The following is a 15,807-nucleotide window of genomic DNA, read 5'->3' on the forward strand; positions in this document are numbered from 1 at the left end:
GCGCACCCATGGATCGGGCCACGATCACCACGCTCATCGGGCACGTGCTGGCGGCATTCAACGAGCGGGACCTCAGCCACCTGGACAAATGCATCGCACCGGACTACCAGCATCCGAATCCCGCACGGCCCCGTGGTCGGCAGGGCATGCGCGACGCGGTGGCCGACTGGCTGGCCACCGTCGAGGACACCCGCCTGGAGCTCGACGACCTGCTCATCGACGGCGACCGGGTCGCGGCCCGGATGACGTACAGCGGCCGGCAGGTCGGCGAGGTGCTGGGCGTGCCGCCGAGCGGTCGTGAGTTCTCGATCAGCGTGGTGGACATCTTCGTGGTCCGCGACGGCATGCTCGTCGCGCACTGGGACCTGATGGACCGCTACGCCCTGCAGGAACAGCTCAGCGCGGCCACCGTCTAGTCCGGCCGAGGCGTACCTGTGACCGACCGTCCCGGCCCGGGGAGGCACGAGGTGACCGAACCGCAGTTGATCCTTCGCGACGATGTCTACTACCTACCGGTGCGGGACGGGGTGTGGCTCCGAACCGCCGAGGGCTCGTTCGTACTGCGCGGGCGCGACGTCGCCGCTTGGCTCGCCCGCCTGGGGCCGCTCTTCGACCGGGGACTGACACCGGAGAAACTGTTCGACTCGCTGGCCCCGGCGCAGGCCCGGTACCTCCGCAGCCTGATCGATCTGTTGCAGCAGCGACAGGTCCTGCACCAGCGACCCCGGGCCGGCGAACACCGCGCAGACCCGGCGACGACGGCGGGGATGGTGGTGGCCGGGCCAACCCGGTACGCGATCCTGGCGGCGGACGCGCTGGCGCAGGCCGGATTCCGGGACGTCGTGGTGCCGGCCGAACCCGACCGCCCCACGGCGGCCGAACTCTCCGGGCGCCACCTGGTCGGGATGTTCCCCGCCGAGCAGGCGAACGCGGGGTTGGCCCTGGCGGACCGCGAGGCCGCCGACGGCATCGGCACGTGGCTGGGGCTGACCCGAGGTCGCGCCCTGCTCCTCAAGGGGCAACTGGCCGGCCACGCGTCGGCGTGCCCCCGGTGCGCCTGGCGACGGCTGGCCCACCGATCGGTCGCGCTACCGGTCGGCGACGGGTTCGGCGCGGCCGCGCAGCTGGCTGCGGGAGTGCTGAGCCAGGAGGTGATCCGAGTCCTCGTCGACGGCGACACCCGCCCGCTGACCGAGGCGGCGGTGATCGACCTGGACACCCTCCAGATCTGGCGGTCGGCCGTGGACGTCGACCCCAGCTGCCCGGCCACCGACCGGCACGAGCACGCCGGCCAGCCCGCGCCGCGTACCGCAGCCTTCCCCAACCTGGTCCTGAGCGCCCGCTGCTTCGGCCCGCTCGCCTCCTGCTCCCCCGAAGGGCTGCCGCAGTTGCCGCTCACCATGCTCCAGCTGGTGCTCAACCCGCTGGGACGGACGGAGCCGGCCGCGCTTGGGGACGGGCCGCTCGTAGTGGCGGAGACGATGGCGGACGCCCGGACCGAGTCCCTGTCGCTGGCGGTCGAGCGGTACCTGCCGGCCGGATCGGGCCCGGGAGTCGGCGTCGGGGCGGACAGCACCGCGGCGACGGCCCGTGCCCTCACCCACTGGGCCGACACCTGGCTGACCGACGGCTGGTCCGGCCGGACGGTGGACCGACCGACGGCGGAGCGAAACCGGCTGAGCAGCCTCGCCGGTGAACTGCCGCCGGTGCACCACCAAGCGCATCCCAGCGGGATGTGGCGAGCGTGGACCCCCGGCGGGACACCCCTGACCGGGCTCGATCCCGGACAGGCCGAGCAGCGTGCGCTGCTGACGGCGCTCGCCGGCCGACAGCATCCCGGGTGGGTCGGCGAAATCGTGCCCGCCACACCGCCGTACGCCGGCACGCACCTCGAGCGGCACACCGCAGCGCTTGGCCTGCGGACGCGGCCGGTCCCACTGCCGGCATTGGTGTCCGCACACCTGGTCGGCGTCGAGACAGAGCAGGACGGCGGACAGCGATGAGCACAGTGGCAGAACATCCCCTGCGGGGCAGGCCCGCCGAGCTGAGATCCTCGATCTCCTCCCTCGCCGGTGACCTCGTCCGACTGGTCGGCCCCGACGGGGCGCCGCCGCCTGGGTCGGACGCCCGGCTCGCGGTGCTGGTCGCTCTCGCCTGGGACGCCGACCTGCGGGGGCTACCCCGGCAGCGGGTGCCGCTGCTGCCGGTCTACGGCTGCCGCGGACGGCTGGTGGTGGGTCCGCTGGTGGAACCCGACCGGCCGAACTGCCCGCACTGCCTCGCGTTGCGGGTACGGGTCACCAACCAGCCGGAGGGGGCGGTGACCGACGCGGAGACGGCATGGCGGCCGCTGTCCGGGCGGCAGGACGAGGCGGACTGGCCGACGGCTGCCGGATACGTCGTCGCCGCCCTGCTGCGATCGGAGGCGCAACGGCTGGCCGACGGCGAGGCACCGCGCAGCCGCGACGCGGCGTTCGTGCTCGACGACGGCGGCCTGGCCGGTGACTGGCACCCGGCCATCGCCCATACGCTGTGTCGGGCGCCGCACTGCACGGCGACGGCGACGGCCATTCCGCCGCCGTTGCCGGACCTCGGCACGGCGCTGCCCGCCACCGGCCCGGCCTCGACCCGACGGTTCCCGGTCACCGAGTTCGCCGACCGGCTGGAGTCCGAGTACGTCGACTCGTGGTCGGGCGTCACCCGGACGCCGATTCTCGCGGGTGACGCCGCCCTGCCGTCCGTGCAGGTCAAGGTGCCGACCCGGTGGGGTTTCGAGGAGATCGCCATCGGGCGGGCCGACGACTACGTCACCGCGCGGGCGGGTGCGGTGCTGGAAGGCTTGGAACGCTACGCGGGATGGCACTGCGGAGGACGGGATCCCGCCCGGTTCGCCGCGTTCGCCGACCTCGCCGACGCCGTCGACCCCCGTACCCTGCTGTTGCACGAGGACGACGCCTACGACCAGCCCGGCTTCGAGTACACCCGGTTCGACCCGCACACCCCGACGGGCTGGGCGTCGGCTCACTCCGTGCTGACCGGCCGGGCCGTCCACCTGCCCTTCCATGTCGCGTACTACGGCGCGACCCAGCGGCCCGAGACAGGGCCGGCGTTCGTGTACGAAAACTCCAACGGCTGTGCGCTGGGCGCGGGCGTGGAGGAGGCGCTGCTCGCGGCGCTCCTGGAGCTCGCCGAACGGGACGCCTTCCTGACCGCCTGGTATTCGCGTACCCCGCTGCCGGAGATCGACCTGGGCCAGGTGGCCGAGGCCGAAGCCGCGCTCTGCGGCCTGCGCCATCACACCGGACGGGAGCTGCGCGCCTTCCAGGCCGTCGGCCTGTTCGGGGTACCGGTGGTGCTGCTCGTCTCGCTGACCGACGACCCCACCGCACCGGCCACCCTGGTCACGGCGGGCTGCGGGATCACGGTGGCTGGCGCACTGCGTGGCGCCGTCCAGGAGATGGCGGCGGCGGCACCGGCGATCACCATGATGTACCGACAGCAACGCCCCTCAGCCCAGGCCCTGGCCCGTCCGGCGCTGGTCCGGCACATGACCGACCACGCACTGGTCGCCGGTCTTCCGGAGGCACGCGGCAGGTTCGACTTCCTGCTCACCCCCGCGACGCGCCCCGCGGCGGTGCCGGCACCGCACGTGCCCTGCGGGGACGTCGCCGCGGACCTCGCCGCGATGCTCGACGTGGCCCGGGCCGACGGCCAGGAGGTGTTCGTCGTCGACCACACGACCAGCGAACTCCATCGGTTGGGCCTGCGATGCGTCAAGGCGATCGTCCCGGGCAGCGCGCCGATGACGTTCGGGCATTCGCACCGGCGGATGCCGACGAGTGCGGCCATCGCGCGCTTCCGGCTCCGCAACGGGGTCGATCCCATCCTCACGGCGGGCGAGGAGGTCCGGCATGAGCCACACCCATTCCCCTGAGCCGGTGACGCAGCCGGTCAGTCCCCTGCCCGGTGGCCTCGGCTGGGTGGTCGCGGACCGGGAAGCCGCAGTCCGGCTGCTCAGCGACGACCGGTTGGGCGTGGTGGAGTCCACCGCGGTGATGGCGTCACTGACCCAGGGCCTGGCCGACGAGGTACGGCCGATGGCGGAGGAACTCGCGGCGTTCGCCGAGCGGATCATGCTTCAGGCCTCGCCGGAGCGGCACGCCAGCCTCCGCCGCGCCTTCGGTCGCTTCTTCACCGCAGACGCCGTCGACGCCATGGTGCCGGCCCTGCGCACCATCGCCGATCAGGTGGTCGGGAAGTTCTGCGCCGCGGGCGGCGGCGAGTTCATGACCGGGGTCGCCTTCCGGTACGCCATCGAATGTGGCTCTCACCTGCTGGGCCTGTCGCCCGGCGAGTTCCACCGACTGCACAAGTTGAGCCAGCGTCTCGCGCTCGTCGCGTACGCAGCCCGACTGCCCGACCCGGCGGCCGCGGTCGTCGAGGGACACGCCGCGCTGACGGAGATCCGGCGGTCGATACGCCAGGCCCGGCCCCACGCGCCCGCCGAAAGCGTGCTGGGCGCGTGGCACGCCGGGTGGACGGGCGGGACCACCGAGGAGGATTTCGAGGCCAACCTCGTCATGCTGGTCCAGGCCTCGTTGGAGACCGTGGCCGGCATGCTGGGCAACGCGGCGGTGCTCATCCTCGGTTCTCCCGACGCGTCCGACCCGGCCCGTCGGGAGGCCCTGCTCGACGAGGCGCTACGCAACGAACCGCCGTTGAAGACCCTGGAGCGGATCGCCCACGCGCCGATCGCGCTCGGCGGCCTGCATGTCCGGGCGGGCCAGATCATCAGTGTACGGGTGGCCGAGGCGAACCAGCCCACCGACGGGATCGCGGGGCGGGCGGTGCTGTCCTTCGGCTGGGGCGCCTACCGCTGTCTGGGTGCCCGACTGGCTCGGCACCAGGCCGTCGAGTTGTTCGACGCCATGCAGCGGGCGGCGCCCGGCGCGACACTCGTCGACGGCGAGATCGAGCGCATCCGACACATCAGGTTCAACATGCCGCGGCGGTTGGCGGTGCGGTGTCCCGCCCACGAGCCCCAGCAGGATCTGGCCCGGATGCTCACCGAGAGCCTCGAGGAGCACGACCTCGACCGCCCGCTCAGCTCCGTCGAGCGGGTCATGGCGGCGGCGACGCTGGAGCAGAACGGCCACGCCGTTCCGGACCACGCCGCCGCCCCTACCACGATCAGGGGGTGGTTGTCGTGGGCAACGACGCACCGTGGCTGAGGCCCACCGTCGAGTTGCTCGCCCGTTCCGACCGCGGGGTGATCGACGAGCACGGGCGCGTTCCCTGGCGGGACATCGTCGGGCAGGCGACGGATCTCGCCGCCGAGCTGATCCGGACGCCACCACACGGCTGGGTGGTGCCCGCCGACTGCTCGGTCCGATCCCTGGTCGGGCTCGTGGCTACCGGGCTGGCCACACCCGCCCCACGCTGGGTGCTCGGTGACCCGGCCCGGTGGGGTACCGGGCGGACGGTGCGGGACCTCGTCTGGGAGGCGGGGGCCCAGTCGGCGCCGCCGACCGAGGTCGAGGGGCCGACGTATGCCACCGCCACCTCGGGGAGCACCGGCGAGCCCCGGCTGCTCTTCGGCCGACCGCACGCCCTGCCCGACGCGGTCCGCCTGTACACCCAGGGGATGCCCGAGTACGAACGGGCGGAGGTGTTCGCCGCCTGTTCCAGCCTGGACTTCGCCGCGGCCTTCTACGTCGTCATGCTGCCGGCGCTGTTACTGGGCCGGGACCTGCTGCTGTTCCGACCGCACCAGTGGAGATTGGCCGCGCGCCAACTCGCCGACCGGCCCGGCATCTGCCTGGCCGCGCCGGCGCTCGCCACGATGGCGGCCGGTGCCGCCCCGACCGGGGCGCGCTACGACCGGACCTCGTTCGTACCGGCCGGGGGTGGCCTAACCCCCGAGCGGGCTCGACGGATCTCGGCGGGCCTGCCCGGCTGCCGGTTCCTGACGATGTTGGGCTCCACGGAGACCGGCCTGCTCACCGTTCGTCGCGCGGTGGACGCGACCAACAACGTCGGTACGCCGCTGCCGGGCAAGCAGGTGTGGCTGGAGGACATCGGCCCCGACGGAGTCGGCATGCTCTGGACCCGGGGGCCCGACACGCGGTTCGCCGCCGTCGGCGGCCGGACGCGTGCCCGTCCCGACGGTGCGGTGAGCGCCGGCGACCTCGTGCGTCCCGCTCCGGACGGCACCGGCTACTTGCTGGAGGGCCGGGTCGACGAACTGATCAAGATCGACGGGGTGACCGTCTACCCGGCGACCGTCACCGCGGCAGTCCGGGCCCTCCCGGGCGTCACCGACGCCCGGGTCTCGGTGGACCGCACCGGCCCGGTCGACCGCATCACGGTGCTCGCCGTCGGTGACGTCGGCGAAGAACAGATTCGCCTGGCCTGCGCCGAACTGCCCAGTCCCGTGGTGCCGGCGCAGGTGCTGATCCGGGCCTCGACCGAGGCCGCCTTCAACGACCGAGGGAAGGCCCTGCTGTGACCTCAGCGACCGAGCACCCGGCGCAGACCGACAAACGGTCGATGGTGGCGGCCCATCTGCTGCGCCGGCCGGAGGTGCTCTACCAGCAGCTGCACCAGCGAGGCAGCCTGGTGTGGAGCGAGTCCGGCGGGTGTTGGCTCGTCGTCGGCCACGAGGCCGCCCGGACGGTGCTACGGGACGAACACTTCCGGATGCCCGGGGCGGATCCGCGCTCCGAGTGGGGCGACGGCGCCCAACACGGTGACTTCGTCCGGAGTCTGCTGCTGTCCGCGGAAGGCACCGACCACGACCGAATGCGCCGTACGCTGGGCCCGGCCTTCTCGCCCCGGGCCGTACGGGCCCGGCGGGAGGCCGTCGAGAGGGCGGTCGACGGGTTGCTCGCCGACATCGGCCCGGACGGCCGGTTCGACGGTGTGGCGGCGATCAGCGGCCGGCTGCCCGTCGCCGTCGTCGGCGATCTGGTCGGCGTGCCGGAGCCCGAGCGGGCCAACGTCAGCGAGCTGTGCCGGACGATCAGTCAGGGCGGCGGCCTGGCCAGCGGTCGGGCCAGCGACAGCGCCGTCCGCAACGCGCTCGCCGCGCTGGACGATCTGACGGTGCTGGTCCGGCGATGGCTCGCCGACCCCGCACCGGAGTCGGTGCTCGCCGCCATCCGGGCCGCCGATGGCACCCCGCTGGCGCTCTCCGATGTCGAGGCGGTGGCCAACGTCTTCAGCCTCTACCTCGCCGGGCACGACACCTCGCGCAACATGATCAGCGGTCTGCTGCTGCGCTTGGCCACCACCCCCGAGCTGCTGGACGGCCTGCGCGAAGGACGGCTCACCGCCGAGGCAGAGGTGGACCGGGTCCTGCTCACCGAGTCCCCCCTGACCTTCACCGCGCGGGTGGCGATGCGGGACGTCGAGGTGGCCGGCCAGCTGATCAGGCGGGGCGACCGGCTACGGGTGATGCTGGGTGCCGCCAACCACGAGCTGGTCGCCAACGGTCAGCCGGCCGGGCCGCTCGCCGGCGTCGCTTTCGGCGAAGGGCGGCACGTCTGCCTGGGCGCACACCTCGCCCGGCTGGAGGGAATCGTGCTGCTCACCGTCGTGGCCCGGCGATGGTCCGCGGTCCGCCTCACCGGCACCCCACGTTGGACCTCTCATTTCCTGCACCGGGGCCTGGAGACGCTACCGCTGGAGGCGACATGGCGTTAGGGCGGGCACCCGCGCCGACGCGTGGGGTGCGAGTCGGGCCGGTGGTGGTCCGCCGCCGCTGCCAGCTGGGTCCACAGGTGTTGTGGGACCTCGCCGGCGATCGGGCCTGGACCGCCGCCGGGCGGGTCGCCGAGGCCGAGGTCACCTGCAGCGCGCGGGGCGCGGCGGCGGCGGAAGCCCTCAGCGTCCTCGTGCCGCTGGCGGCGCCGGCCGAGCGGCGTCGGCTGCTCCGCGCCCGGCGGGACGCCTACAACGGTCGCGCTCTGACCAGTGTCACCGAGGACGCGTGGGACGTTGGTTCGGTCGCCGCGTACGAACGGGCCCGCTCGGAACTCGACCAGCGGTGGGCCGAGCTGCGGACCGCCCTGGAGGACCTCGACCGGAGCACCCGAACGGCCCTCCACGAAAGACTCGACGACCCGGACTTCGCCGCCTCAGTGGAGCTCTCGGTGCCCGGCCTGCTGGCGGAGATCCATCGTCGCGAACGCCGGCACCGGCCGGGATCTGCCCGTGACCGGCGGCTGCTGCTCACCGTGTTCCGGCTGCTCCAGCGGACCGCCACCAAGCCGTCGCCGTTCGCCCGGCTCACCGAGGCGGCGTTACTCATTCCCGGATCTGGCCACCAGCCACCGCACCGGCACGTCCGGGTGGACCGACGGGCGCTCGACTGGGTCGAGCACTGGGTACGTGGTCGTGGCCTGCGGTCGGTGGCACCGGACCAGCTGTGGGTGACGACGAATCCCACCGCCACCATCGACGAACCCGCCGAAGGGCGGGTGAGCTGGCTGGTAACCGGCGGACCGGCGGACACCATCCGCACCGCCGCCTGCCCCGACCGGCTGGCCGGCCTGCTGCGCCGCCTGCGTCCCCCGCGCCGGCTCTGCGACCTCTCTCCCGACGGGACCGTCCCGGACCAGCTCGCCGCGCTGCTGCGCTGCGGCCTGCTCGAGGCGGGGCTGCGCCCGGCCGGACACGGCCGGCACGTCCTCGACGGCGTCCTGGCGGCACTGCCGACGACCACCAACGACGGCGCCGGTGAGCTGGGCGCGGCCCTGCGCTTGCTGCGGGACATCGAGGTGGATCCCCCGCCCGCACCGGGCGCCCTGACCGCACCCGTCCGGGCCGGTCTCGACCGACTCGCCACCGCCTGCGGAATCAGCACCACGGGAACGGATCGCCTGCTGGTCACCGAGGACCTCGTACGGGTCGTCGACGAGCCCGCTCCGGCGCTCGGCGAAGAGATCCTGGCAGACCTCGGACGGGTCCAGCTGATCGCGCCGCTGCTCGGCCCCGAGTTGCCTTTCCAACTCGCCGGGATGCTGTGTTTCCGGGACCGGTTCGGCACCGACCCCGTTCCGCTGCTGACCGCGTACCGGTGGTTCCTCGAGTCCGGACGCGCCGCGATGGACACGATGGTCGCCGAGTCGAGCCATCCGCTGCTGCGGCGGACCCTGGGGCTGCGTGCCGAGCTGACCCACCGGCTTCAGACGCTCGCGGTCCGTTCAGCGGGCGCCGACGAGATCCGCCTCGACGGTGCGGAGCTGGACCGGATCGCCGATGCCCTGCCCGCCGAGCTGCCGGAGTGGTCCTGCGCGGCCTGGCCCGTCCAGCTCGCCGGCGACCGCGTCGTGCTCAACGGCCTCGGCTGCGGGTACGGCCGGTACGCCGCCCGGATCGCCGCCGGCTTGGACGACGCGCCGATCGGACTGCTGCGAGACTGGGCCGGCGCGGCGGATGCCGCAGAGCCGGACGCGTTGGCGGTGGACGTCACGGCGCGGTTCGGCGCGACCGCCAACGAGCGGCCCCGGCTGCTGTCGTACAGTCTGGCCTTTCCCGGCCACGCCCTGGAGTGCGACCCGGAGGTCCGGATCGACCCGGGCGACTGCACGGTACGGGTTGACCCGCAGCACGGTCGGCTGCTGGTGCACAGCCGCACGCTGTCGGGACGGTCGCTACTCCCGGTCCCCCAGAACGCCACGCTGACGGCGCTGGCGCCACCGTTCTTCCGGTGGCTGCGCAGGCTGGGCCCGGCAACGGGCAGCACGCTGGCGTTCTGGGACCAGGTCGACGGCGGCGTCGGGGCCCCCGGAATCCGCCACTATCCCCGGCTGGTCCTCGGCCGGCTGGTGCTGGCCCGCCGAACGTGGAAGGTACCGCCGGCGGCACTGCCCGCAGGTGCCGACGACGCCGCCAGGACGGTGGCATGGCACCGATGGTGTGCCGAGACCGGGGTGCCCCGGCGGTCCTTCGTCCGGGCGGTCACCCTGCCCGACCCGTGGGACGTGGTCCGGGGGCGTGCCTCCGACGAGTGGGTGGGACAGGCCCGATCGCGATCCGGCGGCGCCGTGCGCAAGCCCGTGTACGCGGACCTGTCCCAGCCAAGGTGCTGGCCGGAGGGGAGCACCGAAGTGTTGACCTTCACCGAACCGTTGCCCGATCCCGCAGCGCTGGGCCCCGGGACGCGAACGGCCGAGTACGTGATCGAAACATCCCTACCCCCCGGCGGAGGAGCAGGATATGAGTGAGTCATCCACCCTCGACGCGGGCCCGGTCACTGCCGACCGGAACGCGAAGCGGTATTTCGCCGGTACCCACCGCACCCGCCATCCCGGGGAGACCTGGCGGCTCGCCGAGCGGCTCTTCGGACGCTGCGGGCTGACCCGGGTGGCCGACGTGACGGGCCTCGACGTTCTCGGCATCCCGGTGTGGGTCGCCGTCCGGCCGATGGCAAGCACGCTGAGCGTCAGCCAGGGCAAGGGCGCCACGGACGTCGCCGCCAAGGTCTCGGCGGCGATGGAGGCCATCGAGCTGTGGTACGCCGAGGAGCTTCCGGCGACACCGCCGGGGCCGGTGGGCGTGGCCGCCTCGTCCCTGCGCCTGCCGTACGACGTCATGTCCCTGCAGCGCGCCGCCCGGAGCCTGCTCACGCCGGACACCCCGCTGGACTGGGTGCCGGCCCTGGTGGCCGGTGAGGACCGGAGGACGCTGGTGCCGCGTACCGCCGTGGCCATCTCCTCGCTCGCCGCACCGGTCTGGTCCGTACCGCTGTTGCGGGTCTCCAGCAACGGCCTGGCCAGTGGGAACTGCCCGGCGGAGGCAGCCCTGCACGGACTGTTCGAACTCATCGAGCGGGACTGCACGTTCGACCTCGGCGACCGGCCGGTGTCCACCCGGACCCACATCGCACCCGACACGGTCACGGACCCGGGCTGCCGCAACCTGATCGCGCAGATCACCTCCGCCGGGGCATGGCTGGAGCTGGTCGACAACACCCGCGACCCCGCGTTCCCCTGCTTCGTCGCCTACCTCTGGTCCCCCGAGGATCCGTCGATCTATTCGGGGTCTGGCTGCCACACCGACCCGGCGACGGCCCTCTCCCGCGCCATCACCGAGGCCGCGCAGAGCCGGTTGACGGTCATCAACGGCACGCGGGACGACGTTCGAGGCACCCTCTACCGCTCCCACCGCTGGGACACCCAACGGCCGGTCACCCCACCCGACCGGCTCCGCTCGTGGGACCAGATCCTGGCCACGTTGCGGACCGCGCGGTTCGACTCCGTCGACGAGGAGTACCGGTGGTGCCTGCGACAGGTCCGCCGGCAGACCGGCCAACCGGTGCTGGAGGTGCCGTTGTCCACGGACGACGAGCCGCTGTCCGTGGTCCGGGTGATCGCCCCTGGGCTGCGCTTCGGCACCGGCGACGAATGCCCGAGGCCCGTTCGAGCGGAGGAGTCCTGATCAGCATGGTGATCCACATCTTCGCCGGCCCGACCATCGGCGCCGACGACATCCGCCAGATCGTCCCCGACGCGGTGCTGCACCCGCCGGTGCGCCACGGCGACCTACTGCGGCTCCGGCCCGACCCGGCAAGCACCGTCCTGATCCTGGACGGGCTCTTCTTCCAGGCGCCCGCCGTCCGGCACAAGGAGATCCTGCATCTGGTCCGCAACGGGGTCCGGGTCGTCGGGGCCAGCAGCATGGGCGCGCTGCGCGCCGCCGAACTGCACCCCTACGGTGTCATCGGCGTCGGCCAGGTCTTCGAGTGGTACGCGGACGGCACGGTCACCGCGGACGACGAGGTCGCCGTCGCCCACCTCGACGCCGACGACGGCCACACGCAGCTCTCCGACGCCCTGGTCTCGATCCGGTACGGCCTCCATGCGGCCACCGGCGAGGCGATCGACCCGGATGAGGCCGGCGGCCTGCTCGCGCTGGTCCGCGAGCTGCCGTTCCCCCGCCGAAGCTGGTCGGCCCTGTGGCGGGTGGCTGAGCGGGGCGACCTGGCGGCTGCCGCCCGCCGGATGCGCGAGTGGCTCGACGCTCGCCCGGACCAGGGCGACGTCAAGCGGCTCGACGCGCTGCGGGCGCTGCGCCTGGTGCGCGATGCGGGGCCGGCGGACGCGGCACCGGTCGACGACCCCCGCTTCGCCAACCTCGACACGGTGTATCTCGCGGACTGGCGTTGGGAGAACGAGGGCGCCGAACTCGGCGGCCGGGTGGTGACCGACCACCACGCACTGGCGTTTCTCCAGCTCTTCCTGCCGACGTACCCGTCGTTGCACCGCCGGGCGACGCTCGACGCGATCGCGCGGGGCAGCGCGCCGGAGGGCGACGCCGCCGCCACGCTCGTCGAGCGGGCACTGGGCGCGGCCCGGGCCCGCAAGATACTCGGCCCCGACGACGCGCCGACGACCGGCTTGCGTGACTGGTTGTCGGCAGCGGAACAGGCCACCCTTCCCGACCGGGAACTCGTCGTCCGGGCTCTGGTGCGTTCCTTCCGGACCGAACCCGGTGTCCGTACCGGGCACCGCATCCCGCCGTTGCTGGCCGGGCAGCGGGCCCTGCTGCGGCTGGCCCGGACCTGTGCCGCGGCTGCCGGCGCACTCAACGAGATGACGATGCGCCGCAACGGCGAGTTCCGGGTCGAGCACATCCGTCACGACCTGGTCGAGACCCTCTTCCGGGACCGCTGGGGCGGCGCCGATCTGGAGATCGCCTGCTGGGACCGAGGACTGACCGGGTTGGGGCAGTTGCACGAGCTCGGCCGGTACTTCCTGCTCCTGGCACGCTCCGGCAAGGTGCCGGAGGAGACGCTGAACGGGGTGCCGAGCTGGCCGGACGGCTCGGCCGGCGATTCCGTCTCCGATCCCGACACGGCCGCCCTCCTCAAACCCGCCACGAATGGACGCTGAGATCACCATGTGTGGAATCACCGGATGGATCGACTTCGGGCGCGACCTGCGCGCGGAACTCACCACGATCAGGTCGATGACGGCCACGATGGCCGCCCGCGGTCCGGACGCCGACGGCACCTGGCTAGGTCGGCACGCCGCTCTCGGGCATCGGCGGCTCGCCGTCATCGATCTGGCGGGCGGCACACAGCCCATGGTCGACGACCCGGGCCACGAGTCGTCGGCCGTCATCAGCTACAGCGGCGAGGTCTACAACTTCCCCCAGCTGCGCGACGCGCTCACCGCCCGCGGGCACCGCTTCCGGAGCCGCAGCGACACCGAGGTCGTCCTGCGGGGCTACCTGGAGTGGGGCGAAGGGGTAGCCGAACGGCTGGTAGGGATGTTCGCGTTCGCCGTCTGGGACGAGCGCCACCAGCGACTCCTCCTCGTCCGGGACCGGCTGGGAGTCAAACCCCTCTACTACTACCCCACACCCCAGGGCCTGCTCTTCGGCTCCGAGCCGAAGGCGATCCTCGCCCACCCCGAGGCTCACGCCCGCCTCGGCACCGTCGGGCTGCAGGAACTCATGACCTGGGTGACCACGCCCGGCCAGGCGATCTTCGAGGGGATGCGGTCGGTCCGGCCCGGCCACGCGCTGCGGTTCGACCGGACGGGCATGTCGGAGACCGCGTACTGGCGGCTGCCCGCGACGGCACACCACGACGACCAGGCGACGACCATCGAGACGGTGCGACAGTTGCTGAGGGAGTCCGTCGCGGGGCAGACCGTGGCAGACGTGCCGCTCTGCTCGCTGCTGTCCGGTGGACTCGACTCCAGCACCGTCACCGCGTACGCGGCGGAGGGGTTGGCCGAGCGGGGGGAAGGTCCGCTGCGCTCCTTCGCCGTGGGCTTCACCCAACCCGGCCGGCCGGTCGAGGACCCTGCCGAGGATGCGTGGTTCGCCGCCAAGCTGGCCGCCACCGTCGGCGCCGCCCACGAGACGATCACCCTCGACGCCGCCGACCTGACCGACCCCGCCGCTCGGTTCGCCGTGCTCCGCGCCCGCGACCTCCCGCTCGGGCTGGCCGACATGGATACCTCGCTCTACCTGCTGTTCCGAGCGGTGCGCCGGCACTCGACCGTCGCCCTGTCGGGCGAGGGCGCGGACGAACTTTTCGGCGGGTACCCGTGGTTCCACGACCCGGGTGCCACGACCGCGCAGACGTTCCCCTGGATGCACCACAGCGCCCCCGTCGACGTCAGCGGACCGTCGTTCCTCGACCCGGACCTGCCCCGCCGCTTGGCGCTCGAGGACTACCGGACCTCCCGGTACGGTGAGGCGGTACGCGAGGTGCCGGTGCTCGACGACGAGAACGAGGTCGATGCGCGCATGCGCCGGGTGTCCTATCTCTTCCTCACCCGCTTCCTGCCGATGCTGCTGGAGCGCAAGGACCGGATGAGCATGGCGGTCGGCCTGGAGGTCCGGGTGCCGTTCTGCGACCACCGTCTTGTCGAGTACGTGTTCAACGTGCCCTGGTCGATGAAGTCCTTCGACGGGCGGGAAAAGAGCCTGCTCCGCGCCGCAGTGGCCGGAACCCTGCCCAGCTTCGTGCTGGACCGCCGGAAGACCCCGTACCCGGCCATCGCGGATCCGGCGTACGACCAGGCGATGCGGCAGAAGCTCGGTGACCTGATGGCGGATCGGAACGCGCCGGTCCGGCCCCTGATGGAAGAGGCCAGCGCCCGGGCGGCCTACGCCCTGGTCGAGCAGGCGGAGCCGACCCAACTCCAGTTCCTCCGCCTGGGCTTCGAGTCCCTGCTGCGCATCAACGACTGGATGCGCGAGTACCGCGTCGAGCTGCTTTGAGGCTTCCGCCGGAGGCAATCCCCCGCCAGACCTGACAAGCAGGAGGACGAGACCACATGACCCAGCCCCGGTTCTGGAAGTTCGCCGGCACCCAGACGACGATCTCGGTGCGAACGTGGGACCAGGAGGACCCTCGTTACGTGGCCATCGTGGCGCACGGCTACCCCGAGCACACCGGCCGCTACGCCGAGGTCGCCGACCGCCTCGTCGCGCACGGTGCCGCCGTGTACGCCCCCGACCACATGGGGTTCGGGCTTTCCGACGGCGAGCGTGCGTGTTTCAAGGACCTCGAAGACATCGTCACGGACGTCCGCACCGTGGCCGCCCGGGCACTGGCCGAACACCCCGGTAAGCCACAGATCGTCATCGGCCACTCGGTCGGTGGCCTGATCGCCACCCGGTACGCCCAGCGTTTCCCAGACGCCCTGACCGCTCTCCTCCTCGTGGCACCGGTGCTCGGCACCTGGCAGACCGCGACGATGCTGCTCTCGTTCGACGAGATCCCGACGCAGACGTACGACATCGGACCGATGCTGTCCCGGGACAGCCAGGTGGGCGAGGACTTCAACGACGACCTGTTGGTGTGGCACGGGCCGTTCCACCGGGCGACTCTCGAGGCCATCGCCCGAGCCCTGACGACGGCAAACCAGGCGGGCAGCCTCGGCTCACTGCCGACGTTGTGGTTGCACGGTGACGAGGACGGCCTGACGCGTCTCGAGGACACGCGGACGGGGATCGAACTGATCGGCGGCGAGGAGCTGCACCAGCGGCGGTACCGCGGGGCTTACCACGACCTGTTCCACGAGACGAACCGGGAACAGGTCTTCCGCGACGTGACTGGCTTCATCGACCAGTTCGTCCCCCAGGCCGGACGGATGCGGTGAGCACGGCGGGCGGGAAGCCGAACCCGCGATCACCCATCACAGCGGGTGGTCCTGGGGCAACGTCAGGTCCCGGACAAACGCGGCGAGAACGCGGTGATCGCCGACCTGCTGAGCCTGCGCACACGAAAAAAGCCCCGACCCGGCGTGGACCACCTGGTCAAGGCCTTGATCTTGGTGCGCC

11 protein-coding genes are annotated in these 15,807 nt (G+C 72.6%); all 11 read left to right on the forward strand.

Annotated features, from left to right (window positions below; genetic code table 11):
- Positions 1 to 8: 8 nt before the first annotated feature.
- From C7C45_RS21230 to C7C45_RS21270, 11 genes are read left to right on the forward strand one after another with little or no spacing between them, the layout of a single operon-like run.
- Positions 9 to 416, forward strand: a complete 408-nt coding sequence (locus C7C45_RS21230) for an ester cyclase (protein ID WP_110565438.1) — start codon at positions 9 to 11, stop codon at positions 414 to 416.
- 51 nt (positions 417 to 467) lie between these two features.
- On the forward strand, positions 468 to 2,003 hold the full coding sequence (locus tag C7C45_RS21235; RefSeq protein ID WP_110565439.1) for a hypothetical protein: 1,536 nt from the start codon (positions 468 to 470) through the stop codon (positions 2,001 to 2,003).
- Positions 2,000 to 3,934 carry a TOMM precursor leader peptide-binding protein gene (locus C7C45_RS21240; RefSeq protein WP_110565440.1) on the forward strand — a complete coding sequence of 645 codons (1,935 nt, stop codon included), beginning with the start codon at positions 2,000 to 2,002 and terminating at the stop codon, positions 3,932 to 3,934. Before C7C45_RS21235 ends, C7C45_RS21240 begins: the two co-directional genes overlap by 4 nt.
- Complete coding sequence (locus tag C7C45_RS34170) at positions 3,912 to 5,231, forward strand: cytochrome P450 (RefSeq protein WP_167454772.1); 1,320 nt, start codon at positions 3,912 to 3,914, stop codon at positions 5,229 to 5,231. Before C7C45_RS21240 ends, C7C45_RS34170 begins: the two co-directional genes overlap by 23 nt.
- Positions 5,207 to 6,508 carry an AMP-binding protein gene (locus C7C45_RS34175; protein WP_167454773.1) on the forward strand — a complete coding sequence of 434 codons (1,302 nt, stop codon included), beginning with the start codon at positions 5,207 to 5,209 and terminating at the stop codon, positions 6,506 to 6,508. Before C7C45_RS34170 ends, C7C45_RS34175 begins: the two co-directional genes overlap by 25 nt.
- Positions 6,505 to 7,704: a cytochrome P450 gene (locus tag C7C45_RS34180; protein WP_167454774.1), complete on the forward strand. Its 1,200-nt coding sequence runs from the start codon at positions 6,505 to 6,507 to the stop codon at positions 7,702 to 7,704. The genes C7C45_RS34175 and C7C45_RS34180 overlap by 4 nt, the downstream gene beginning before the upstream one ends.
- Positions 7,695 to 10,229 (forward strand): lantibiotic dehydratase, encoded by a 2,535-nt coding sequence (locus tag C7C45_RS21250; protein WP_167454775.1) that lies wholly within the window; start codon positions 7,695 to 7,697, stop codon positions 10,227 to 10,229. Before C7C45_RS34180 ends, C7C45_RS21250 begins: the two co-directional genes overlap by 10 nt.
- Complete coding sequence (locus C7C45_RS21255) at positions 10,222 to 11,442, forward strand: YcaO-like family protein (RefSeq protein ID WP_110565442.1); 1,221 nt, start codon at positions 10,222 to 10,224, stop codon at positions 11,440 to 11,442. The genes C7C45_RS21250 and C7C45_RS21255 overlap by 8 nt, the downstream gene beginning before the upstream one ends.
- A gap of 5 nt (positions 11,443 to 11,447) precedes the next feature.
- Complete coding sequence (locus tag C7C45_RS21260; protein WP_167454776.1) at positions 11,448 to 12,896, forward strand: TfuA-like protein; 1,449 nt, start codon at positions 11,448 to 11,450, stop codon at positions 12,894 to 12,896.
- Entirely contained in the window at positions 12,886 to 14,742 is a 1,857-nt protein-coding gene (gene asnB, locus C7C45_RS21265) for an asparagine synthase (glutamine-hydrolyzing) (protein ID WP_244200483.1), read from the forward strand. The genes C7C45_RS21260 and asnB overlap by 11 nt, the downstream gene beginning before the upstream one ends.
- A gap of 56 nt (positions 14,743 to 14,798) precedes the next feature.
- Complete coding sequence (locus C7C45_RS21270; RefSeq protein WP_110565444.1) at positions 14,799 to 15,626, forward strand: alpha/beta fold hydrolase; 828 nt, start codon at positions 14,799 to 14,801, stop codon at positions 15,624 to 15,626.
- Positions 15,627 to 15,807 lie beyond the last annotated feature (181 nt).

The sequence above is a fragment of the Micromonospora arborensis genome, assembly GCF_003205615.1.
GTDB lineage: Bacteria > Actinomycetota > Actinomycetes > Mycobacteriales > Micromonosporaceae > Micromonospora > Micromonospora arborensis.

What these genes read in the sequence shown, in the direction of transcription:
- C7C45_RS21230 (WP_110565438.1), top strand. Translation starts at nt 9, where the DNA reads ATGGATCGGGCCACGATCACCACGCTCATCGGGCACGTGCTGGCGGCA.
- C7C45_RS21240 (WP_110565440.1), top strand. Translation starts at nt 2,000, where the DNA reads ATGAGCACAGTGGCAGAACATCCCCTGCGGGGCAGGCCCGCCGAGCTG.
- C7C45_RS34170 (WP_167454772.1), top strand. Translation starts at nt 3,912, where the DNA reads ATGAGCCACACCCATTCCCCTGAGCCGGTGACGCAGCCGGTCAGTCCC.
- C7C45_RS21250 (WP_167454775.1), top strand. Translation starts at nt 7,695, where the DNA reads ATGGCGTTAGGGCGGGCACCCGCGCCGACGCGTGGGGTGCGAGTCGGG.
- C7C45_RS21255 (WP_110565442.1), top strand. Translation starts at nt 10,222, where the DNA reads ATGAGTGAGTCATCCACCCTCGACGCGGGCCCGGTCACTGCCGACCGG.
- C7C45_RS21260 (WP_167454776.1), top strand. Translation starts at nt 11,448, where the DNA reads ATGGTGATCCACATCTTCGCCGGCCCGACCATCGGCGCCGACGACATC.
- asnB (WP_244200483.1), top strand. Translation starts at nt 12,886, where the DNA reads ATGGACGCTGAGATCACCATGTGTGGAATCACCGGATGGATCGACTTC.
- C7C45_RS21270 (WP_110565444.1), top strand. Translation starts at nt 14,799, where the DNA reads ATGACCCAGCCCCGGTTCTGGAAGTTCGCCGGCACCCAGACGACGATC.